The following is a 24,139-nucleotide window of genomic DNA, read 5'->3' on the forward strand; positions in this document are numbered from 1 at the left end:
TTTAGCCGCCTAACATAGCTAAATGAGTTGTGGCGCCCGTTAAGCGCTTATCAAGCTCATGGCTAATGGTTTTGTTGCCCATTGCCGCTTGAATAGCGTTTACAGTGGCTGGCGTATCTTGCTCATTTAAATGCGGGCGTAAGTCTATACCTTGCTCGGCAAATAAGCATAAATGTAGTTTGCCTAATGACGATACTCTTAATCGGTTACAGCTTTTACAAAAATCTTTGCTGTAGGGCATAATTAAGCCAATGCGGCCCTCAAATTCAGGGTGACAAAACTCCTCTGCGGGGCCGTTTAATTTACCTCTCACTACCTGTAACCAACCTTGTGCTAAAAGCCGTGTTTTAACACTTTGCCCGCTTAAATGATTTTGTTCAAAAAAGGTGGCGCCATTGCCTGTTTCCATTAATTCGATAAAGCGTACCGTTACTTTTTTATGTTTCACCCAGTTTAAAAAATCCTTTAATTGGTTTTTATTAAACTGCTTAGCCAGCACGGCATTTATTTTTATATCTTTTATGCCCAGCTCAATTGCTCGGTCTATCCCTTTTAAAATCTGGGCTAATTTATCGTGCCCTGTAATTAATTTAAACATGCTCGGGTTTAAGCTATCAATACTAATATTAAGCGCATCTAGGCCAGCGCTGTAAAACTCATCAATTTTATTAAATAAATTAAAACCATTCGTTGTTATGGCTACTTTTTCTATACCTGGCGTGTGTTTACATTGCTTTATTATGTCGGTTACATCACTGCGTAAACACGGCTCGCCGCCTGTAATACGCACTTTTTTAGTGCCTAATTGCGCAAAGGCATTTACTAAGGTGTTTATTTCATTTTTATTTAAAAAGTTACGCGGAGTATCGCACTGATACCCGTTTGGTAAACAATAGGTGCAACTAAAGTTACACACATCGGTAATAGAGAGGCGCAAATAGTTAAACTGCCGACCAAATTGATCATTAAGCATATGCTTCCTTGGTGTTTATGTTATTTTTCTAAATAGCACTTTAAATGACAACCGCAACATCAATACTGTTAGCGTTTTTTGTACCATGCTGCTTTATTAATTGGCTTAACTGCGTTTTACACGAGCCACAGTTAGTGCCGCATTTTAGTTTAGCCCCCAACTGATCCACTGTATTTGTACCACTTTTAATGGCATTTATAATGGGCTGCTCACGTACTTTAAAGCAACTACATACTTGCGCGCCTTGGGTAAACTCTTCATCGGGGGTTGCATACAGCAATGACTGTAATTGGCTAAAGGTTATTAAAGGCTCTGCAAATAAATGATTTATCCACTCAAGCGATATGTCTTTTTGATCTGACGAAATAACCGCAACAAACACTAATTGCTCGTTTTGAATACATTGAACATGCATGGCTTTTGCCGTGCTCATCGCCGACCACTGCCCTTGTAACCCAGTTAATGTTTGGCAGTAATAAAGTAAGTCATTTTGTGCCTCATTAAGCGCTAACTGGTAATTAACACAATTGCTTGCGTTAACTTTAAGCCAAAAATCACTGTTTATTTTAAGCTCAGTTTTGCTAAAAAATTGCATGTACTGAGCAAACTGCGCTTTGACTAAATCAACGGCACCATGCTTACATTCAGCTTGGCCCGAAATCGGATCAACAACCGATTGATAAAGCCCACTTACCGTAGCGGATGAGGCAAATTGCTTGTTCCAGTGAATAGGCATAAAACACTCGCCTTTGCGCACGGCATCGGTCACTTTTGCATGCGCTGTAACCTGCCCCGTTTTAGCATTGGCGGTTATTAAATCGTTTGGTTTTATATTTAATCTGCTGGCATCAATGGGGTTTATTTCAATATACGGGCGTGTAATATGTGTTGAAAGCGCAGTACTTTTTCCGGTGCGGCTCATTGTATGCCACTGGTCGCGTATTCGCCCTGAGTTCATTACAAAAGGGTAATCACTTGATGTTTGCTGCACAGGAAGTTTAGGCGTTATAGGTATAAAGCGAGCTTTTTTATCTGCGGTGCTAAATTGTTTATTAGTAAAAACCCGCCCATTTTTATAAGGCTCATTTTTTAGTACCGGCCACATAACCGGTTTTAAATTATCGTATTGCTGCTGCGTAAGCCCTACTAGGCCTGATAAATTAAGCGCTCTGCTGCCGTTATTTTCAAAATTAGTTAACTGAGCCCATTCATCAAAAATGCCGCTTGGGTCTGTAAAGTCAAACCCTTCAAAGCCCATTTTTTGAGCAACTGAGCATATTATTTGCCAGTCATTTTTAGCCCCCGAGAAAGGCTCAACTAACGGCCGCTGCCTTGATATTCTGCGCTCTGAGTTAGTTACTGTGCCGTTTTTTTCACCCCACCCGGTAGATGGAAACGCCACATTAGCAAATTTTAGGGTATCGCTTTTGGCAATACAGTCAGACACAACCACCAGCTCACATTGCTCAAGTGCATGTTGTATTGCTGCGTTATTAGGTAGGCTCACCATAGGGTTGGTGGCCATTACCCAAATCGCTTTTATTTTACCTTTGGCTATTTCATCAAACATATCAATCGCATTACAGCCTGCTTTTTTAGCTATTTTTGGTGAAAGCCAATAGCGCTGTACTAACTGTTGATGTTCTTCATTTTCTATATCTAAGTGCGCCGCTAATTGATTAGCCAAGCCACCGACTTCACGCCCCCCCATTGCATTAGGTTGCCCAGTTATTGAAAACGGACCACAGCCCGGTTTTAACAACTTACCTGACGCTAAGTGCGCATTTATAATGGCGTTACACTTATCAACCCCTGAGCTTGATTGGTTAATACCCATCGAATAAAAACTAATAGCAGTTGAACTTTTTGCAAATAAGGCGTAAAACTCTTTCACTTGCTGCGCGTCAATATCACAAAAGTCACTTACCTCATTAATACTCCACTTTTTCGCCTCAGCAAGCGCGGTTTCAAAGCCATTTGTATGCGCGTTAATAAACTGCGTATCTAAATAGTCATGTTCATTTAAATAATTAAGTAAGCCGTTATAAAGTGCTGCGTCGCTGCCTGGTTTTATATTTAAAAAAGTATCGGCAAGTTCGGCTGTATCGGTTTTTCGCGGGTCGATAACCACGACTTTCATGTTTGGATTAAGTTTTTTTGCGCGCTCCACACGCTGATAAAGCACCGGATGCGTCCACGCTGCATTAGAGCCAATTAAAATAAGTAGCTCAGTTTGTTCTAAATCTTCGTAGGTACATGGCACTACGTCCTCACCAAACGCACGTTTATAACCTGCAACCGCCGATGACATACACAGCCTTGAGTTTGTATCTATATTGCCTGAGCCTATGTAGCCTTTCATTAATTTATTGGCAACGTAGTAATCTTCGGTAAGTAACTGCCCCGATACATAAAACGCAACCGAATCTGGCCCGTGCTCTTTAATAATGGCGTTAAATCTATTAGCCACATATCTGGTTGCAGCATCCCAGCTGGCAGGCTCGTTATCAATAAGGGGCGATGTTAATCTGTTGTCTGTGCCGGTTGTATCTAACAAATGCGTGCCTTTAACACATAAGCGGCCATAATTAGCGGGGTGTTCGCGCGTGCCTTCAAGTTTTGTGGGGGTATTATTTAATAATGAAATATCAACCCCGCACCCTACACCGCAATAAGCGCAAGTAGTTTGTTTAAGCAAAGGCTTATTTGAACATGTGTTTAAAGTTTCCATACTGCTCTCTTATTATTCGCGTTAAGCGCTCTGTGATACAGGCTCATTTACTGGGTTTAACGTGGCTATTTTATTTTTAAGTGCACTGCTAATAACGCTTTGCACTAGTTTTTCGCAGCCTCCACACCCCGTACTTGCTTTAGTAGCGTGTTGCACTGCATTTAAGTCACTACAGCCTTGCATAACAGCTTGCTCAATGGTGTGTTTTGTCACCTTGTGGCACGCACAAATAATGGCATCACGTGGTAAATCATCAGCGCTTAGTTCACCCGCGTCACCTGCAAGCGGCATTATTAACGACTCTGCAGGCACACTAAGCTCTATATTATTTAAGTGGTACTGCAATAAATTATCGTACTCGCTGGTATCGCCAACCAGTACAGCACCTATAAGTTTGTTGCCTTGCTCATTAGTGACTATTTTTTTGTAAATACCGTTTGGCTGATCTTCAAAGTAATAGCTAATTGCGCCTTCAGTGCGTGCGTGGGCATCGCCGATTGAACCTACTTCAACACCCATTAATTTTAGCTTTGTGCTCATATCAGCGCCGCTAAATTCATCAACATCTATTGAACTTGAATGATTTAAAACATGCCCTGCGGCTACTTTTGCCATTGCGTAGCCTGGCGCCACTAGGCCAAAAATAAAGTTATTCCAAAGGGCGCATTCGCCTATTGCGTATATGTTTTCATCACTCGTTTGGCAATGGTTGTTTATTACGATACCGCCGCGCTCACCTATTTCTAAATTAAACTCACGTGCTAAGTTATCGTATGGGCGAATACCGGCCGAAAATACAATCATGTCGGTTTCTAAAGTTTGACCACCCTTAAAGCACATTTTATAACGGCTGTTTTCACCCTCAATAATTTGCTCTGTCGCCACTGAAGTATGCACTGTAACGCCAAGGTCGGTAATTTTATTTTTTAGTAACCGCCCACCAGCACCATCTATTTGTACGCCCATAAGTTGGGGTGCAAACTCTATCACGTGAGTTTGCAAGCCAAGCTGCTTTAAGGCATTTGCGGCTTCTAGCCCTAATAAACCACCACCAATAACCACGCCCACTTTACTGGCATGTGCTGATTTTTTTATGGCGTGTAAATCGTTAATAGTTCTGTAAACAAAGCAATGCTCACGATCTTTACCTGGAATGGGTGGCACAAATGCATATGAGCCCGTAGCCAGTATTAACTTATCGTAAGCAAATGACTCACCTTTTGAGGTAGTCACTGTTTTTTCTTCGCGGTTTATATCAACCACTTTAGAGTGAGTATGAAAACTCACTTGCCAATCTTGATAGGTTTTATTTGAGGTAAGCGCTAAGTCGTCTTCGGTTTTACCTTTAAAAAACGACGAGAGCTGAACACGGTCATAAGCGAGACGGTCTTCACCGCTGAGCACTGTAATAGCAATATTTTTCCTATCACCTTGTTGCGTTACTAGTTGCTGTACAAAATGATGCCCCACCATTCCGTTTCCTACGACGACTACACGCTGCTTGCTTGGCATTAAATTCACCTGTTTTGTTTAAAGTTCTCAATGCATACATTAGTACTTCAAACATATAATTTGTTATGTAGCTGTTATAGCAATATGCAAGCCAGATATATAATCAATATATTTCAGTAAGTTATCCAACTTGGTGCAGTAAAAAAGAAGTGAAAGCACCACAAGCTGGCGTTATTGCACCAACTTGTAACGCTTTAAATTACGAGGATTAAACTGTGCCTAAGCGTTTAAAATTTAGCGCTTACCCACACCCATAGTTTTTGAGTGTCAACTTTGCCTGCAGCGCTATCACCTGCTGAATAATCGGCATATTTAGCGCCAACAGCATAGGTTTTATTAATAGGCTTAACGTATTGCACGTTTAGCTCTGAGCCTAAATCATCAACCCCATTCGCATTATCGTTGGTATCATAGTTGTGATAAGCCACTAACCATTTACCGTCAAAGGCTTTACCATTTAAACTTACATAAATATCATCAAGTCCTTGTGCTGGGGTTGCTAAAAACGAATCAGCCCAACCATTAAATTTATGCATTGTGGCAAGCGGCGTAGCAAAACCATACTCACCATTATCAGAACCTAACGACTCAATACCGGCTTTTAATGTCACGTTTTTAATACCTAAACCGCCTAAATCAACGCCACCCTCAAGGGCATAGTAATCAGCATCAAAATCACTCATGCTCGTTGAAGCAGATTGCGTGGCGTACTCTGCCTTATAGTAAACCTTTATGTCGCTGAGCGTTTTATTCCCAGTAAATGAAACACCATAAGTATCTAAGCTGTCGTCATCTACTGCGTCGTTACTTAATAAATAACCGTATAAAACCACTTTACCTACGCTTGTTTTAAAACGTGCATTAATAAGGTGATCGGATGCATCAATATCTTTGCTATCGGCAAAAATACGGTTGCGTTTACTTATGTAACTATAATGGAGGTTAATATCATTAAATGTGTAATTGACTGTTGCTGCATCAAAGGTTTGTCTGTCTTGCCTAAAGCCAACGTGACCCACAAATCGTTGTCCATCAAGCGCTATTACTTGCCTGCCTACTTTAATAGATAACGCATCTTTAGCGTACTTAACAAAAGCTTGATCTACTTCTGTGGTTTCTGGGTCGGCTATTACTGAATAATCAGTATTTTTACCTAGTGTATTATTATAATCGTCCACACCTAACAGGCTTCGGCTGTCTTCAACTTCAATAAGAGCAGAAAAGCCGTTCACTTCATCTGTTTTATGCGTAAGGCGTGTGCGCAGCGTTAAGCTACTTGCATCTTTTAACGCGTTATCTTGCTCTGCGCTTTCAAAGCGCAGTCTAAAGTTAAGGTCGGTTTGTGCTGCATGACTTATTGAAGGCGCAGCAATGCACCCTATCATTAAAATAATAGGTAAGTTATTTTTATAATTTAACATGTTTATCTCTTAATTTTTAATTATGAGTACGCACAATAAAATGATAAATAAGCACAGCGAAATGCTCTTCCAAACTAATACTGGATCGCGTTTCATTATTGAAATTTTATTGGCTGAACTCTGTAAAAGTGGATTAGGTTTATTAATATCTGCTAAAAACTCAGAAAATGCGTGGTATCTGAGCTCTGGTTTTGGCGCCAATGCTTTCATTAAAGCCTGATCTAACCAAAACGGGATATCGGCTCTGTATTTACGAATACTTGTGTATTGCCAATGGCTGTAATCAATAGGGGTATGATTTATCGGCAATGTTTTATAGGGCAGCTTTGAACACAGTAGCTCATAAGCAATCACCCCAAGCGAAAACATATCGCTTTTAAAATCAGCATGCAGCGAAATAAGTGTCTCTGGTGCGGTGTAATCTACCGTCCCTTGTGGGCAATCATCAGCAATTTGCTTTACTGACTCATCCATTGCCGCAACACTTACCGTGCCGTAATCAATTAATGTTACCTTGCCGTGGGCGTCTATCATCACGTTATCGAGTTTTAAATCACGATGCACCATATCCAAACGCTGAAATGCTCTCAGTGCATGCACTATTTGTTCAATAATACTGCGCACTTGGGTAATTTCAGGATGCGGTACATCATGCTTCCAATCACTCAGTGTTTGCCCGTCCATGTATTCGCAAATATGATATAAAAATCGGCTTTGCGATTGGGTATTTAAAACCTTCATAACGTTGGGATGGTTAATACGTTGCCCCACCCAGCCTTCTCTTATAAAGCCTTGAAGGTAGTGCACGTCGTCTTCAAAATTTACCGAAGGCGCTTTTAATACAACTGGCGGCGTATCGGGTGTTTGTTGCACTAAATAAATGTGCGAACGGCTACTGGCGTGTAATTCGCGGATAACAGTAAAGTCATCAATTTTTTGCCCAACCTTTAACGGTGGCGGAATTTTTCGCCTCGTTAAAGAGTGATATAACTCGTCTAAATTTTGTTTTGCAATACTATTTACTTTTACAAGCAAGCAGCTTACGTTGTCGTCACTGCCTCTTGCTATGGCAAGCTCTGTCACTGCTTTTGCTGCGTGCTCTAAATTAGTATGCTCATCAATTAGCTTTTGTATATCACTGTATGGCAACACGTCGTGTACACCATCGCAGGTAAGTATATAAATATCATTCGCTTTAAGTTCAACTTCGTATACATCAATTTCTTGATGAAGCTGCGCACCTAAAGCCCTCGTTAGGGTATCGTTTACTTTATGGTCGCGTGTTATTGCTTCCATATTTTTTTCACGTAAACGCGTAATTCGGGTATCACCTAAATGAAAAATATAACCCGTTGCCGATTTTAAAATAAGCGCTGTAAACGTGGTCATCCAATCAGCTTGGCGTTGGCCAACATGATTGTAGTTAACCGATTGCGAATACAGCCACTGATTTAAACTGGCCAATACCTTAGATACCGACTTTTTAACGGCCCAACTGGGTGGTGTATTTAAATACTCATTTATAAAATGCGTTACCGATAACTGTGACGCTTGTTTAGCATTTTTTGCTGATGAACACCCATCGGCCAAGCAGGCAATCACCCCTTTTGACTCTTTTTCCTGTGCTTGAGTATTAAGGGCTGCAAACGCATCTTGGTTTTCGGTTTTTATACCTTTACTGCTGTGCCCACCAAACTCAACGTTAAGTTCGTTGGTGAGTGCGCTGGCTTTTTGGGTTTCATCAAACATACTAAACGCTACCTTAAGTCACTGAAATAAGTTCAACGGTGCCATCTTCGTTAACTTCTGTGATATGACCGTCGGGTTCTTTCATAAAAAATAATGCAGCCAAACCTAACAATGCACTTGCTGCAATAATCATAAAGAAGGTCTGGTAGTCCACCAGCGATAACGCCGTTAAATACACAACCGCTCCCACGTTACCGTAAGCGCCTGTCATACCTGCAATTTGCCCTGTTAAACGGCGTTTAATGAGTGGCACAGCAGCAAAAACAGCGCCTTCACCTGCTTGCACAAAGAACGAACACGCCATAGCCGCTGCTACCGCAAGCCAAAGTGGCCAGCTAGCATCAACTAAACCCATTACAAAGTAACCAACAGCTAAACCTGCGGTTAGTACAATAAGTGTTTTACGACGACCCATTCTATCTGAGATCCAACCACCACCAGGGCGAGAGGCTAAGTTCATAAATGCATAAGCAGATGCAAGTAAACCGGCGTACACCATATCAAGGCCAAACACTTCACTAAAAAATAATGGCAGCATAGATACAACAGCCAGCTCTGATCCAAAAGTAGTAAAATAAAGAATATTTAATACTGCCACTTGCTTAAATTCGTAACGGTGTGACTCTGGCACTGGTTGTTTAAAAATATGGCCGTTTATATCGTAGGTTTTATATACCTCGTATAAATAAAGCAGTACTAAAAAGGCATAGGTGCAAATTACAACGTTTTCAGACAGTAAACTGGCGCCCGCTGGCGAAAGTTTCCAAGTAAGTAACGCCAATGCGCCGTACATAGGCAGTTTCATAATAAGTAGTAATACAAAGTCACCTTTACTGGTTACCTCCATTGCCCCAACCTTTTTGGGCTTAAAGTACGTGCCACCTTTAGGTGTATCCGATACATTTAAGTACCAAATAACACCAAATATGACACTTAACACACCTGTTAAGCCAATCGCATAACGCCAGCCATCTTCGCCACCAAACATCAATGCTAATACTGGTAACAGCATTGCAGCTGCTGCAGAGCCAAAGTTACCCCAGCCACCATAAATACCCTCTGCTGTACCTAATTCGTTTGCTGGGAACCACTCGCTCACCATACGAATGCCCACGACAAAACCCGCACCAATAAAGCCAAGTGCAAAACGGGCAATAGCGGCTTGTTCAAACGTGGTCGCCATGGCAAACATAAAACACGGTATGCTACATAAAATAAGTAAAGCCGCATAAACAATACGCGGGCCAAATTTATCGGTTAGCATGCCAACCACCACACGTGCAGGAATGGTCAAAGCGACATTTAGAATTAGTAGCGTTTTAACCTGTGCCATGGATATTCCTAGCGAGCTCGCTATGGCACCTAATAATGGCGCATGGTTAAACCATACAAAAAAAGAGATAAAAAACACCATCCAGCTTAAATGTAGTATTTTCATTTTTCCGCTAAACGATATGAGATTAAACCCAGTACTCGGTTGCATGTTTTTTTCCTTGTAACGATTATTGTTTTACGCAGCGAATACAACTTTGGTAGTAAAAACACTGCGGCGATTGTTAAATTAACGTTAACCGCCTTCAGCAATTACTAAGCCAATAATTATTAGTTAGGCTTTTCATGCACTTATATTTTTTGGAAATGTTATTTTTTTTGCTTTGCACTATTAAAGCAGCCACTGTGAGCGTAAACAGTGCAAAGAAATTTTAAGCTTTACTTGCTCTAAGATTTAACTAATTGGTATTGTTTAAAAAAATTATGAGAAAAAATATAAATGCAAAAACCGCCTTTAACCTATCAGCAGCAATTACGCTATTCACGCCATATTATGCTTCCTCAGCTGGATATCGATGGGCAAGAAAAAATATGGCAAAGCCATGTGCTTATAGTTGGGCTAGGTGGACTAGGTTGCCCTGTTGCACAGTACTTAGCTGCCTCAGGAGTAGGAACATTAACGCTTGTCGATAACGATGTGGTTGATGCGACAAACTTGCAAAGGCAGGTGCTTTACAAACACACTGATATCGGCAGCTTAAAAACCCACAGTGCAAAAAAGCAATTAACTCATTTAAATAATGAAATAGAAATACACACGATTGATGAATTTTTAGATGAAAGCGCGCGCCTTGAGCACTTACTTAGCAAAGTGGATGTTGTTATTGATTGCTCTGATAACTTAGCAACGCGTAACTTACTCAATAGCACCTGCTATAACACCTGCACGCCTTTGGTTTCTGGCTCTGCTATTCGGTTTGAGGGGCAAGTTGCCTGCTTTACAATGGCGCCTAATAGCCATTGCTATGGGTGTGTGTCACAGCTCTTTGGCGAACAAACTCAAAGCTGCTCCGAGTCAGGCGTGCTCTCCCCTATTGTAGGACTTATAGGCAGTATTCAAGCGACTGAAGCCCTTAAAATTATTGCAGGACTTAACAGTAAACTCACTGAGCAACTATTACTAGTAGATGGTTTGAGTATGGAGTTTAACCGTTTTAACATTGTTAAAAATAAGCACTGCCCAGTTTGCAGTGCTTAATTTGATGCACTTAAACTGTATACCGACTAATAATGTGACGTTTCTAAATTATTTATTGTTAGGTAAACCTGCTCACCCAGTTGCACATTACTTTGTTGCCATTGCCTTTTAGATACCGCGCAATACAGCAACTGCGTATCTACATTAACAGTAAGTAGCCATTGCTCATCAAGCTGCTGGGTATTTTCAAGCATACCTATTAGCACGTTTGCACTGCACTGGTTAGACGGTTTTACTTTGCTGTAGGTTATTTGCCCGCTTTCTATAATTAACCTATGACTTTGTTTTACCAGCGAAGGCACTGCATATACATGTTGTAAGCTGTTACTAAGGGTTAGCTTACATAGCCCAAATGCATCATTAAATTCAGACTTACTAAAACTAAGTACACTCAGTGGTGTTTGGCTCTTATTTGTATAAATACTGTGCGCCACGTCTTGTGTAGCACCGCACTTAAGCACCTTACCTTTCGCCATATGTATTAATGTATCGCTACAATAAAGCAGCTCTTTTAAAGAGTGGCTAACAATAATAAATTTAATACCATGGGATTTATTAAGTTGTTGCACTCCCGCCAACATAGTAAAACGCGTTGACCAATCTAATGCACTAAATGGCTCATCAAGTAAAACAACAGATTGCCCACTTAGCAGTGTTCTGGCAAAAATTACACGCTGACGCTCACCGCCCGAAAGTCCCGCCACATCACGATTAAGTAATGGGTTTAGTGCTAACAAATCAATTACCTGATCAGGCGTTAGGTTGTGACTTTTATTTTTACAATGCGTGTGAGTAAACAGTAAATTACCCATCACATTTAAATGTGGAAATAACGGGCACGACTGCAGCTGTAAAGTAAGTAGGCGTTTATCTGGCTTTAGATGGGTAATATTATGATTATTTATACACACCTTTTTCGCCGTAGTAAGCCCCGCTATCGCCTGTAATAAGCTCGACTTACCTGAGCCCGAAGGACCAAACACCCCTAAAATATCAAATTGGTTTATAGCTAAGTCAACATTGAGTTCAAAATCGTCCAAACGTTGATGGCATTGTATTTTAAGCACGATTAGCAGCTCCGTTTATCACGGTTTTATTAAATTTAAACAACAACACTAAACACGCAAACGCCATTGCGAGCAACACCAACGATAATTGATGCGCAGCCCCATAATTAAGCGACTCAACATGATCGTAAAGTGCAATAGACACCACTTGGGTTTCGCCTTGTATATTGCCACCAATCATTAATACTAAACCAAATTCTCCCAATGTATGGGCAAAGCCCAGCGCAAAGGCACTGCCTATACTTGGCTTTAATAGCGGTAACGTTAAATACATAAATCGTTTAAATGGGCTTATTCCTAAAGCAATAGCTGCTTGGTCATAGGTGGTATTTATTTGCTTAAAACCCGCTAGTAGCGGCTGCATCACAAACGGAAGTGAATAAAATAATGAGCCAATAACCACCCCTTGAAAACTAAATGCGAGCTGCGTACCAGTAAGCCAAAACCAAAACTGGCCAAATGCATGCGTAGGTGAAAACAGCACCAATAAATAAAAACCCATTAGCGTAGGCGGCAGTACCAAAGGCATGGCTATAAGTGCTTCTAAAATTGGTTTTAACTTACCTTTGTAACTGGCAAGTTGCCACGCAAGCGGAATACATATCACTAACAAGATAGCGGCTGTTATAAAGGCAAGTTTAATTGTAAGCCACAGCGCTGTTAAATCACTTGCTAGCATCACTGTCCTTTGCTTTGTAGCCAAGTGCTAATAATGTTTTTGCGGTTGCGGGGGCATTTAAAAAAGCCATAAACTTTTTAGCAACAGTTAAATGCTTTGACGCGCTAATAATAACGCCTTGCTGTGTTATTTCAGGGTAATTTTTAGTGTCGATAAGCGTGTAGTTTAAATATTTTTTATTTTTAGTTTTACCATAAGCCGACTTTAACGTAGATAACGCAACCAAACCTTTAGCGGCATTGCCTGTTTCAACAAATTGAAACGCATGAGTAATATTATTTGCATAGACAAACTCATAGGGGGTTTTTATAAACGCTTTTGCATAATGCATTGATGATTTCCCATAAGGCGAAAAACGTGGGTTCGCAATGGCTAATTTATTATTCATAACGCTGCTACTTGGTTGCCAAAGTGCTAATAAACCTATTGCATAGGTTGTTAAACTGTCTTTAATTGCAAAACCATCTTTTATAAGTGCTTGTGGACGCGACGCATCAGCAGATAAAAAAACATCGTACGGCGCTCCATGCATAATTTGCGAGTGTAATACACCGCTAGATGCTGCCGATATTTTAAAATTTATATCTTTAAGTGCAGGATCAGTAATCAGCTTTTGTAGCACTGGTTTAAAATTGCTCGCAACGGCTATATGCAGTGTTTCTTTTGCGCTAACGCGGTTGCTAAATAGCACGAACAGTAACAACAAATAACCGCACCATGTATTGTAAAGCTTTAACATTATAAGTATTGTTTTAAAAATCAGTCACATTATAAAAAACAATATATATGAACGATGTATGCAATGCACCTGGTTTATTACCAGTAGATACCGCAATAAGTAATATGCTCAACGCCATTAACTTTAATAAAGCCGCAGAAACCATTTCTATAATGCACAGTGTGGGCCGTGTTCTAGCACGCGATATTAAATCTGATATAAATGTGCCTGGTCACGATAATTCGGCAATGGATGGCTATGCGCTTTGCCTAAGTGAAGGCTTAACAACTTATCAGCAAGTAGGCAGTGTATTTGCTGGGCAAACCTTTGAGGGTACCTTAACCCCTGGGCAATGCGTGAGAATTATGACCGGTGCAGCCCTGCCCTCTGGCGCTAATGCGGTAGTGATGCAAGAAAACGCCACTGTAAATAACGACGAAATAACATTTACAGGCAAAATTGAACTCAATGCTAACGTACGTTTTGCAGGTGAAGACATTGCAAAAGATAGTGTTGTTTTTAAAGCTGGCAGAAAACTAAAAGCAGTCGATGTAGGCTTACTTGCCTCTATTGGCATTAGCCAAGTAAGCGTATATGAAACACTTAAAGTTGCGGTGTTTTCTACCGGAGATGAACTTATAGAGCCGGGCAATGCGCTTCCTGCTGGCGCTATTTATGAAAGTAATCGAGCTGTTATTTTAAGCGAGCTTAATGATAGCAATATAGAAGTTATTGATTTTGGCATTATCGCTGATGATAAAAGCCTGATTAAAAACACGTTTTTAAAAGCAAATGAGCAAGCTGATGCTGTAATAAGCTCTGGAGGCGTATCGGTTGGTGAAGCCGATTTTACCAAAGAAGTATTAAATGAGATTGGCGATATCCATTTTTGGAAAATTGCCATGAAACCGGGCAAACCTTTTGCTTTTGGTCAATTACCTAACAGCTACTTTTTTGGGTTACCAGGTAACCCAGTGTCAGCGGCTGTAACGCTTGATCGACTTGTAAAACCCGCTCTTACAAAGCTTTCAGGAAATGAGCATACTGCTAAGTTACGTTTAAAAGCGACTACAACCACACTGATTAAAAAGCGCCCCGGCCGTACCGACTTTCAACGCGGTATTGCCAGTACCGACGAAAAAAATAACCTGTTGGTAACGCCTATAAATAAGCAAGGCTCAGGGGTACTCTCATCGCTTAGTCATGCAAATTGCCTTATTGTAGTGCCCGCAGAAAGTGGCAATATTGAAAAAAACGAAACCGTAGAAATAGAATTTTTGTAATGCTAAAATGCTACAGTTAACTTTATAATATGGCTGTAGCACTGCTGTTACTCTTAAAATATTTTTATATTTAGTGTTTGAATTAAACAATTTAGCTTTTCGCTACGTCCTACAAAATCTGCTTCGCTCAGTTTATTAACACACTTTAGCGCATTTTTAGTCGCAAAGTATCGATCATAACTGAGGCTTCGTTCGCATTTAACACTATACGTTGAAGGCCAACTCCCACCAGCACCTGTTGCTATGCCAACAACATTACATGTTGCATCTATATAGTGCTCCCATGCTTTTATTTGCGCTTTAACTGCATCTACTTGGTAATCATCAGTTAGTTGTGGGTAGATTTCATCCATCATTTTACTGATTTTAGTTTTGTATCTATTACCCTCTAAATTATAAATATTGCCTGTATGCATTGCACCACCTTCTGGCCAACTATCAGCGCTTTCGCCAAGTGCGCCAAACGATGAAACTGTAAAAGCTACTCCAATAACCATCTTATTCATTTTAAATCCCTTTATTTTTGAAAATAAGTCCTTAAATTAAAATAAGGACTTATTTATATTTTACAAAAATAACAAATAGATTAAAAACATTATGTTTTAGCTTTGTTAATTAATCTGAACTCTGGCTAAGATATTTACTAACATATCGAATCATGGTGATATTTAGATTTATTTTCTCTAACCAGAAATTTTAAGTAAATCCAACGCAGTTAGCGTTTAATATAGCTGATAGAGATAGGTTTATTATCCAGAATTCAGGTTAATTTTGTTAAATACTATTGAGGTGCTCTCACTACGCCCTCCATCAGCACGCGCGCACTGCGGCTCATGCTCGCTTTTGTTACTTGCCAATCGCCTTCTATCTGTTGAGCTTCGGCTCCTACTTTTAATGTACCAGAGGGGTGTCCAAAATTAATTTCGTTCAATGAGCCGCCACCTGCGGCCACATTAACAAGTGTACCTTCAATAGCAGCGGCAGCGCCAATAGCCACTGCAGCTGTGCCCATCATAGCGTGATGCAGCTTGCCCATAGACATAGCACGTACTAATAAATCAATTGTTTTAGCTTCAATAAATTTACCACTGGACGCGTTATAGTCTAATGGCGCTGCCACAAAAGCGACTTTGGGTGTATGCTGGCGTGTTTGTGCTTCGCTAATATTGCTGATCAGGCCCATTTTTACCGCACCATGGGCACGTATTGTTTCAAGCTTTTTAAGTGCGTCGATATCATTATTTATGTCATCTTGCAGCTCAGTGCCGCTGTAGCCAATATCGCTTGCGTTAATAAACACAGTAGGAATACCCGCGTTGATCATCGTGGCTTTTAAGGTACCAATTCTTGGTACTTCTAAGTCATCCACTACATTACCTGTAGGGAATAACGCCCCTTCACCGTCGGCAGGGTTTAAAAACTCAAGCTTTACCTCGGCAGCGGCGAAGGTTACGCCATCAAGTTCAAAATCCCCTGTTTCTTGCACTTCGCCATTAGTAATAGGTACGTGAACCAGAATGCTTTTTTTAATATTAGCTTGCCACACTCGCACCACGGCTACACCGTTATCGGGTACTCTGCTTTTATCAACTAGGCCATTCGTTATTGCAAACGCACCCACTGCGCTGGTTAAATTACCACAATTACCACTCCAATCTATAAAGGCTTTATCAATGGCCACTTGGCCAAATAAATAATCCACATCGTGATAGCTTTGCTCGCTTTTACTTAAAATAACCGTTTTACTGGTACTTGATGTAGCACCACCCATACCATCAGTTTGTTTGCCATATGGGTCGGGACTACCAATTATGCGCAACAATAAATTGTCGCGTGCCTCACCTGCCACTTGGGCAGGTTTGGGTAGGTCGGTTAATTTAAAAAATACACCTTTACTCGTGCCGCCGCGCATATAAGTTGCCGGTACTTTTATTTGTGGTTTAAACATAATGCACACTCCTTATGCTGATTGGGTTGCTTCTAAAAAGTCTTGTGCAAAACGCTGTAATACACCACCAGCAGCATAAATAGAAAGCTCTTCTTGGGTATCCAATCTACATTTCATAGGTACCGTTAGTACCTCACCATTTTTACGCGTAATCACCAAATCAATGGTAGCGCCAGGTGTAGGTTCGCCTTTTACATCAAAGCTTTCGCTGCCATCAATGTTAAGCGTTTTGCGGGTAGTGCCGGGTTTAAATTCAAGCGGCAATACACCCATACCTATTAAGTTTGTGCGGTGAATACGCTCAAAGCCCTCTGCGGCTATCACTTCAACGCCTGCAAGCCTTACCCCCTTTGCAGCCCAGTCGCGAGACGAGCCTTGGCCGTAATCTGCGCCCGCTACAATTATAAGCGGCTGCTTACGTTGCATGTAAGTTTCGATTGCTTCCCACATACGGGTATGAGTACCTTGAGGCTCTATACGTGCGTATGAACCTTGTTTAACCTCGCCGTTTTCATCACGTACCATTTCGTTAAGTAATTTAGGGTTAGCAAACGTGGCACGCTGTGCTGTTAAATGATCGCCTCGGTGCGTTGCGTACGAGTTAAAATCCTCTTCAGGGACGTTCATTTTAGCTAAGTATTCACCCGCCGCACTGCTTGCCATTATGGCGTTTGAAGGCGATAAATGATCCGTTGTAATGTTATCGCCAAGTACAGCAAGGGCGCGCATGCCCGTCATAGTGCGCTCACCAGCAAGGGCACCTTCCCAATATGGCGGGCGGCGAATATACGTACTTTGCTCGCGCCAGTTATAAAGGGGATCGTTCTCTTCACCGTAATCTACGGTTAAATCAAACATAGGTTCGTACACTTTTTTAAATTGCTCTGGCTTAACGCTTTGCTTTATTACCTCGTCTATTTCTTCATCGCTTGGCCATAAATCTTTAAGGGTTATTTCGTTGCCGTTTTGATCTTGCCCTAAACTATCTTTTTCAATATCAAAACGAATAGTACCGGCAATAGCGTAAGCCACCACTAATGGCGGTGAGGCTAAAAACGCTTGCTTAGCATACGGATGTATACGCCCGTCAAAGTTACGATTGCCCGAAAGTACCGCTGTTGCATATAAATCGCGATCAATTACTTCTTGTTGAATTACAGGGTCAAGTGCGCCGCTCATACCGTTACAGGTAGTACAAGCAAAGCCCACAATACCAAAGCCGAGCTTTTCAAGTTCAGGGAGTAAATTTGCCTCTTCAAGGTATGATTGTACCGCTTTAGAACCTGGCGCTAATGACGTTTTAACCCAGGGTTTGCGCATTAACCCTTTAGCATTTGCGTTACGCGCAAGTAAGCCGGCAGCAATTACATTGCGCGGGTTACTGGTGTTAGTACAACTTGTAATAGCCGCGATAATACATGCGCCATCAGGCATGAAGCCTTCCTCGTTTTCAACCGTGCCAGATATACCTTCTTTGGCTAAATCGCTAGTAGATACTCGGCGGTGTGGGTTTGAAGGCCCAGCAATGTTGCGCCCTACACTTGATAAATCAAATTTAAGCACGCGCTCATATTTAGCTGTTTTTAAGCTCTCGCTCCAAAGACCAGCTGTTTTAGCGTAGTTTTCTACCAGCGCTATTTGCTCTTCATCTCGCCCTGTTAAACGTAAATAGTCTATTGTTTTATCGTCTATGTAAAACATGGCCGCAGTGGCGCCAAATTCTGGCGTCATGTTTGAAATAGTTGCTCTGTCGCCTAAGCTTAGTGCATCTGCACCTTCGCCGTAAAACTCTAAATAGGTCGATACCACGCGCTGCTCGCGTAAAAACTCGGTAATAGCCAATACTATATCTGTAGCAGTAATACCAGGTTGGCGAGTGCCTGTTAGCTCAACACCAATAATGTCAGGCAAGCGCATGTAAGAGGCGCGGCCAAGCATAACGCTTTCGGCTTCAAGCCCGCCTACACCTACAGCAATTACGCCAAGTGCATCAACATGAGGGGTGTGGCTGTCGGTACCCACTAAGGTATCAGGAAATGCAATGCCATCGCGGTTTTGAATAACCGGCGACATTTTTTCAAGGTTAATTTGATGCATAATGCCGTTACCAGGCGGAATAACATCAATATTTTTAAAGGCGGTTTTAGTCCAGTTTATAAAATGAAAACGGTCATCGTTACGGCGATCTTCTATGGCACGGTTTTTTTCAAATGCGTCTGGGTCAAAACCTGCGTGCTCTACCGCTAAAGAGTGGTCAACAATAAGCTGTGTAGGTACCACCGGATTCACTTTTGCCGGATCCCCACCTTTTGCAGCAATGGCGTCGCGCAGGCCAGCTAAATCAACCAAGGCGGTTTGGCCTAAAATATCGTGGCATACTACACGCGCCGGATACCACGGAAAGTCTAAATCTTGTTTACGCTCAATAAGCTGATTAAGCGCATCGGTTAGCATATCTGGCTCACAGCGGCGCACTAGGTTTTCGGCCAGTACGCGTGAGGTGTAAGGCAAAGTGGCATACGCACCAGGCTTTATTGCATCAACGGCTTCTTGCGTATCGTAGTAATCTACATTTGAGCCGGGTAAGGGTTTTCGGTATTGGGTGTTATTAATTATGGTCATAATACAGGTTCGCTAATAAGTGACGGGAAATAAAAGGCAAAAGGTGAGCGTATTGCTCACCTTACATACTGACTAATCAGCCTCTTGATTCAATTGGCGTGTAACTGCGTGCCTCTGGCCCTGTGTAATCTGCACTTGGGCGAATAATACGGTTATTAGCGCGCTGCTCTTTAACATGTGCCGTCCAGCCTGTAACACGGCTCATCACAAATATTGGCGTAAATAACTTAGTGGGAATACCCATAAAGTGATACGCCGATGCATGGAAAAAATCAGCATTACAAAACAGTTTTTTCTCGCGCCACATAACCTCTTCACACCTAACCGACACAGGGTAAAGCACATCATCGCCCACCTCTTTAGCCAGCTTTTCAGAGAACTTTTTAATAATAACGTTACGTGGGTCAGACTCGCGGTAAATAGCGTGGCCAAAGCCCATAATTTTGTCTTTACGCTCTAGCATACCCATAATTTCTTGCTCGGCATGATCAGCACTTGTAAAACCTTGAATCATATCCATAGCCGCTTCGTTTGCACCACCATGCAGTGGCCCGCGCAGTGTGCCTATTGCACCGGTTACACAAGAATGAATATCAGACAAAGTAGATGCACATACGCGCCCCGTAAACGTAGAGGCGTTAAACTCATGCTCTGCGTATAAAATTAGCGACACATTCATTACTTGTGCAAACAACTCACTCGGTGCTTTGTCGTGCAATAAAGTTAAAAAGTGCGCACCGACTGAGTCGTCATCGGTTTGTGTATCAATGCGTACACCATCGTGAGTAAAGCGGTACCAATAACAAATAATACTTGGGAATACTGCAACCATACGGTCAATCGCATCGTTTGCTTGGCTAAAATCAAGTTCCATTTCTAGGTTACCGAGCATAGAGCAACCGGTACGCATAACATCCATTGGGTGCGCGTCTTTAGGAATATTTTCAAGCACGGTTTTTAGTGCATCTGGCAGGCCACGTAGGCTTTTTAATTTAGCTTTATAGTCAGCTAGTTCATTGGCTGTAGGTAGCTCGCCGCGCGAAAGTAAAAAAGACACCTCTTCAAACTGCGCTTTTTCGGCAAGTTCACTAATATCGTAACCACAATACGTTAAACCCGAGCCTGATTGCCCTACTGTACATAATGCTGTTTGCCCTGCTACTTGGCCGCGTAAGCCTGCACCGCCTAATGCTTTATCTACCATGATCTTCTCCTATCTTAAATTTGTGTGTGATTTTAATAATTATTATTTGTCAGATTTTGATGAAAAAAGGTTATCAAGTGTGTTTTCGTATGTGTGGTAATCTAAAAATTCGTAAAGCTCTGCGCGTGTTTGCATGTTTTCAATTTGGCTTTGCTGCGAACCTTCATTTAAAATGGCAGAGTACACATTAAGCGCGGCTTTGTTCATGGCTCTAAACGCACTAAGTGGGTAAAGCACCATTTCAACACCTACCTCACTTAACTGCTCTTTGGTGTAAATAGGCGTTTGGCCAAACTCTGTAATGTTAGCCAAAATAGGCACGTTTAACGCATCCGAAAACGCTTGGTAATCGGCAAGGTCATGCACGGCTTCAGCAAAAATAGCGTCTGCGCCCGCTTCTACACAGGCAGCGGCACGGTCAATTGCGGCATTTAAGCCTTCTTTTTGAAATGCATCGGTGCGAGCCATAATGTAAAAATCGCTATCGGTTTTAGCATCAACGGCCGCTTTAATACGGTCGACCATTTCACCTTGGCTTACAATTTCTTTATTAGGGCGGTGTCCACAACGCTTTTGCGCTACTTGGTCTTCAATATGAAAACCCGCCGCACCGGCTTTAGTCATTTCTTTAACGGTACGCGCAATATTAAACGCGCCGCCCCAACCGGTATCGGCATCAACAAGTAGTGGTAAATCGCTGGCACCGGTTATACGGCGAATATCTTCAAGTACGTTATCAAGGCTGGTCATGCCTAAATCTGGCATACCGTAAGAGGCATTTGCCACACCGGCACCTGAGAGGTAAATAGCTTGGTGACCCATTTTTTCAGCCATCATGGCTGTGTAAGCATTAATAGTACCTACAACTTGTAATGGGCGATTATTAGCAATAGCCTGTTTAAATTTTAATCCTGCTGACATTACTTTCTCCTGACTTTGAACGGTTGCTACATGGAGTAACTTAGTGTTTTAATTTTAAATTGTGACTGTTTTTTAGTTTTTAGCTGTTAGCTTTTAACCTTTAACCTTTAACCTTTAACCTTTAGCTTTTATAAAGTTTTTGTTTATGACAAATACCAATCTGTATGTGTATGAGGTCTATTTAACGCTAAGAAAATCGTTCTGTAACTAGGCAATAATTTTTATGTTTAGTGGTTCTAAATAAAAAATTCTTAACGACGTTATAGAGCGATTTAATCAGTTAAATTGTTCGAATACTCATATTGATTGGTATACATCAAATTTGGTTTGAATATTAGCTTGCGATGCACTTATGTGTCGCTTCATCAGCATTTCAGCAAGTTCACCATCGTGGTTTTCTATTGCGTTTATAATGGCTAAATGCTCGTCAAACGCTTTAGATACACGCGGCCCCACCATACCCATTTGCACACGGTACATACGTATTAACTGGTAAAGCCCATTACACAACAAATGGATAAGGTGCGCGTTTTTACTGCCTTTAATAATGCGATAATGAAAGTCTAAATCGCCCGCTTCTTGATAGTACGACTCGCCCTCTTTAACGCGTTGAGTTTGCAAATGTTGATTAAGTAATTGCTTTAAACCTTTAACCTCATCGGGTTCCATATTGTCGGCAGCAAGCCTACATGCTAAACCTTCAAGAGAACTGCGTACTTGATAAACCTCAATTAAACGCTCTGCAGTGAGTGCCACTACACGGCAGCCCACGTTTGCTTTACGCTCTACTAAGTAACAGCTTTCTAAGCGATTAAGCGCTTCTCTAAGCGTGGCGCGGCTTACACCGTAACGCTTAGCAAGTTCTGGCTCTGAAATTTTGCTACCTTGCTCTATGCTGCCCTCTACTATTTCACGGCGCATATCTACAAACACTTGATCAGAAGCTGTAGTAATTGGTGTATCGATTAAAAAAGGTTGCGTCATGGCTTTATAAATAAATTGTCGACAATTAATGAGCTAACTATGTGCTTAATAAAAAAACATGTCAACCCCAAACAAGTTGAAAATGAGTAAAAAACACATCTATTGTCGACACAGTTAATCTAAAGTCGTATAAAACTGCTTTAAAATTAAACTAAAAACACAATATGTCGACATGCTAGCAAATTATAAAACCGCTATTTAGCGCTGAAAAAACACTTTAAAAGTGCTAATATCACGCTTTATTTTTTAATGTACGAGCCACTGCGTGAACGCCAACACTTATATTCCTGAGCACTTTATTGACGACGTAAAAACCTATTTACCTGCTCACCTCAATTTAGACGACTTTATAAACGCGTGTCGTCGCCCGCTCAGAAAGTCTATTCGTGTAAATACATTAAAAATTTCGATTGAAGAATTTTTAAAGCGCGCAGAACAAAAAAACTGGCAAGTTACCCCTATACCTTGGTGTAGCGAGGGTTTTTGGCTAGAGCGCCCAAGCGATGAAGAGCAAAATTTAGCACTGGGCAATACCGACCTACACCTAAGCGGTGCCATGTACGTGCAAGAGGCAAGCTCAATGCTACCGCCTATGGCACTTAAGAAAAGTATTGAAAACGCAGACGAAAATAATAACTATGTGCTAGATATGGCATCAGCCCCAGGCTCTAAAACCTCACAACTTGCCGCACTAATGAATAACCAAGGCGTACTGGTTGCCAACGAGCTTTCGTCGTCTCGCTTAAAAGTACTGAGCGCAACGCTTAAACGTATGGGTGTAGGTAACTGTGCGCTTTCGCATTTTGATGGTGTTATATTTGGTAACTACATGTTTGAATGCTTTGATAGCATTTTGCTCGACGCGCCTTGCTCAGGCGAAGGAACAGTACGAAAAGACGCCGACGCACTTAAAAATTGGTCAATAGAATCAAATATTGAGATTGCTCAAGTACAAAAAGACTTAATTAAAAGCGCCTTTTACGCATTAAAACCAGGCGGTACGCTGGTGTATTCAACCTGTACGCTCACCCCGCTCGAAAACCACCAAGTATGTGATTATTTACTCAGTGAATTTGGCGACTACATTGAGCCGCAGTCGCTTAATGATTTATTTGAAGGCGCAGAAAAAGCCACCACCGCCGAGGGCTACTTACATGTGTGGCCACAAACGTACGACAGTGAAGGCTTTTTTATTGCTAAATTTAAAAAACGAGCAAGCTGTAATAACCCAGCCCAAACAGTTAAAAAAGGTGCGTTTCCGTTTAACGAGTTTGATAAAAAGCAAACCACGTTATTTATGAGCCAGCTTAAAAAGCAGTTTGGTTTAAAAGCGCTGCCAGGTAAATTAATGCAACGCGATAAAGAGCTGTGGTTGTTTCCTGATGGGTTTGAAGCCGTGCAAAATAAAATTAAATACGCACGTTTAGGTATTCAGCTGGGGATTATTCATAAAAATGGTGTAAGGCTTACTCACGAATTTGCAACCGTGTTTGGTAATGAATGCAAAAGCAATACCTATGCTTTAACAAACGAGCAAGCAAACGACTACTTTAATGGTAAAGATGTGCGCCTAGAAGACGTTACAAAAGCCACCGGCGAAGTAATATTAACTTTGTGTGGCTGCCCTATTGGGCTGGGTAAATGGCAAAAAAATAAGATCAAAAACTCTTTGCCACGCGATCTTGTGCAAAATACGCAGTTAATAAGCTGGGTATAAAACAAGCAATACATTAGTTAACCTGTGCACAACTCCATTAAGCCTTTGTTATTATTTTAGGTTAATAAACAAACAAAATT

18 protein-coding genes are annotated in these 24,139 nt (G+C 41.4%); 3 read left to right on the forward strand and 15 right to left on the reverse strand.

The genetic code is table 11. The annotated features are described in order from the left end of the window. Window position 1 precedes the first annotated feature (1 nt). The 6 genes from moaA to AN391_RS08660 all read right to left on the reverse strand — a co-directional run bounded on the left by moaA (window position 2) and on the right by AN391_RS08660 (window position 9,869). Window positions 2–973: a GTP 3',8-cyclase MoaA gene (gene moaA, locus AN391_RS08635; protein WP_055015036.1), complete on the reverse strand. Its 972-nt coding sequence runs from the start codon at window positions 971–973 to the stop codon at window positions 2–4. Window positions 974–1,013: 40 nt separating this feature from the next. After that, window positions 1,014–3,704, reverse strand: coding sequence for a nitrate reductase (locus tag AN391_RS08640; RefSeq protein WP_055015037.1), 2,691 nt, complete (start codon window positions 3,702–3,704; stop codon window positions 1,014–1,016). Between the two features lie 21 nt (window positions 3,705–3,725). Continuing rightward, entirely contained in the window at window positions 3,726–5,216 is a 1,491-nt protein-coding gene (locus AN391_RS08645; RefSeq protein ID WP_082429315.1) for an FAD-dependent oxidoreductase, read from the reverse strand. 227 nt (window positions 5,217–5,443) lie between these two features. Then, window positions 5,444–6,637, reverse strand: coding sequence for an alginate export family protein (locus AN391_RS08650; RefSeq protein WP_055015039.1), 1,194 nt, complete (start codon window positions 6,635–6,637; stop codon window positions 5,444–5,446). A 9-nt stretch (window positions 6,638–6,646) separates the two neighbouring features. After that, window positions 6,647–8,386, reverse strand: a complete 1,740-nt coding sequence (locus AN391_RS08655) for a bifunctional protein-serine/threonine kinase/phosphatase (RefSeq protein ID WP_055015040.1) — start codon at window positions 8,384–8,386, stop codon at window positions 6,647–6,649. A gap of 13 nt (window positions 8,387–8,399) precedes the next feature. Further along, window positions 8,400–9,869 carry a NarK family nitrate/nitrite MFS transporter gene (locus tag AN391_RS08660; protein WP_055015041.1) on the reverse strand — a complete coding sequence of 490 codons (1,470 nt, stop codon included), beginning with the start codon at window positions 9,867–9,869 and terminating at the stop codon, window positions 8,400–8,402. A gap of 288 nt (window positions 9,870–10,157) precedes the next feature. Between AN391_RS08660 and moeB the strand changes: the two genes are divergently transcribed. Continuing rightward, window positions 10,158–10,916, forward strand: coding sequence for a molybdopterin-synthase adenylyltransferase MoeB (gene moeB / locus AN391_RS08665; RefSeq protein ID WP_055015042.1), 759 nt, complete (start codon window positions 10,158–10,160; stop codon window positions 10,914–10,916). Between the two features lie 26 nt (window positions 10,917–10,942). Here the strand turns inward: moeB and AN391_RS08670 are convergent, their stop codons facing one another. The 3 genes from AN391_RS08670 to modA are packed head-to-tail and all read right to left on the reverse strand — an operon-like array spanning window position 10,943 to window position 13,368. Next, on the reverse strand, window positions 10,943–11,983 hold the full coding sequence (locus AN391_RS08670) for an ATP-binding cassette domain-containing protein (protein WP_055015043.1): 1,041 nt from the start codon (window positions 11,981–11,983) through the stop codon (window positions 10,943–10,945). Beyond that, on the reverse strand, window positions 11,976–12,662 hold the full coding sequence (gene modB / locus AN391_RS08675; RefSeq protein ID WP_055015044.1) for a molybdate ABC transporter permease subunit: 687 nt from the start codon (window positions 12,660–12,662) through the stop codon (window positions 11,976–11,978). The genes AN391_RS08670 and modB overlap by 8 nt, the downstream gene beginning before the upstream one ends. Further along, on the reverse strand, window positions 12,649–13,368 hold the full coding sequence (gene modA, locus AN391_RS08680) for a molybdate ABC transporter substrate-binding protein (protein ID WP_235576478.1): 720 nt from the start codon (window positions 13,366–13,368) through the stop codon (window positions 12,649–12,651). The genes modB and modA overlap by 14 nt, the downstream gene beginning before the upstream one ends. A gap of 80 nt (window positions 13,369–13,448) precedes the next feature. Here modA and glp point away from each other — a divergent pair, with 80 nt between their 5' ends. Further along, the gene (glp, locus tag AN391_RS08685) at window positions 13,449–14,663 is read left to right on the forward strand and encodes a gephyrin-like molybdotransferase Glp (RefSeq protein ID WP_055015046.1); all 1,215 of its coding nucleotides are present in this window, start codon (window positions 13,449–13,451) and stop codon (window positions 14,661–14,663) included. A gap of 53 nt (window positions 14,664–14,716) precedes the next feature. Here glp and AN391_RS08690 read toward each other — a convergent pair whose 3' ends face one another. The 6 genes from AN391_RS08690 to AN391_RS08715 all read right to left on the reverse strand — a co-directional run bounded on the left by AN391_RS08690 (window position 14,717) and on the right by AN391_RS08715 (window position 22,342). Beyond that, the gene (locus tag AN391_RS08690; protein ID WP_055015047.1) at window positions 14,717–15,169 is read right to left on the reverse strand and encodes a hypothetical protein; all 453 of its coding nucleotides are present in this window, start codon (window positions 15,167–15,169) and stop codon (window positions 14,717–14,719) included. A gap of 275 nt (window positions 15,170–15,444) precedes the next feature. Further along, window positions 15,445–16,611 (reverse strand): 2-methylaconitate cis-trans isomerase PrpF, encoded by a 1,167-nt coding sequence (gene prpF, locus AN391_RS08695; RefSeq protein WP_055015048.1) that lies wholly within the window; start codon window positions 16,609–16,611, stop codon window positions 15,445–15,447. Between the two features lie 12 nt (window positions 16,612–16,623). Next, window positions 16,624–19,233, reverse strand: a complete 2,610-nt coding sequence (gene acnD / locus AN391_RS08700) for a Fe/S-dependent 2-methylisocitrate dehydratase AcnD (protein ID WP_055015049.1) — start codon at window positions 19,231–19,233, stop codon at window positions 16,624–16,626. A gap of 76 nt (window positions 19,234–19,309) precedes the next feature. Beyond that, window positions 19,310–20,437: a 2-methylcitrate synthase gene (prpC, locus tag AN391_RS08705; protein ID WP_055015050.1), complete on the reverse strand. Its 1,128-nt coding sequence runs from the start codon at window positions 20,435–20,437 to the stop codon at window positions 19,310–19,312. A 42-nt stretch (window positions 20,438–20,479) separates the two neighbouring features. Further along, entirely contained in the window at window positions 20,480–21,358 is an 879-nt protein-coding gene (prpB, locus tag AN391_RS08710; RefSeq protein WP_055015051.1) for a methylisocitrate lyase, read from the reverse strand. 297 nt (window positions 21,359–21,655) lie between these two features. Next, entirely contained in the window at window positions 21,656–22,342 is a 687-nt protein-coding gene (locus AN391_RS08715; RefSeq protein WP_055015052.1) for a GntR family transcriptional regulator, read from the reverse strand. A 265-nt stretch (window positions 22,343–22,607) separates the two neighbouring features. Here AN391_RS08715 and rsmF point away from each other — a divergent pair, with 265 nt between their 5' ends. Beyond that, window positions 22,608–24,059: a 16S rRNA (cytosine(1407)-C(5))-methyltransferase RsmF gene (gene rsmF / locus AN391_RS08720; RefSeq protein ID WP_055015053.1), complete on the forward strand. Its 1,452-nt coding sequence runs from the start codon at window positions 22,608–22,610 to the stop codon at window positions 24,057–24,059. Window positions 24,060–24,139: the final 80 nt, after the last annotated feature.

The organism is Pseudoalteromonas sp. P1-13-1a, assembly GCF_001401875.1.
Lineage (GTDB): Bacteria > Pseudomonadota > Gammaproteobacteria > Enterobacterales > Alteromonadaceae > Pseudoalteromonas.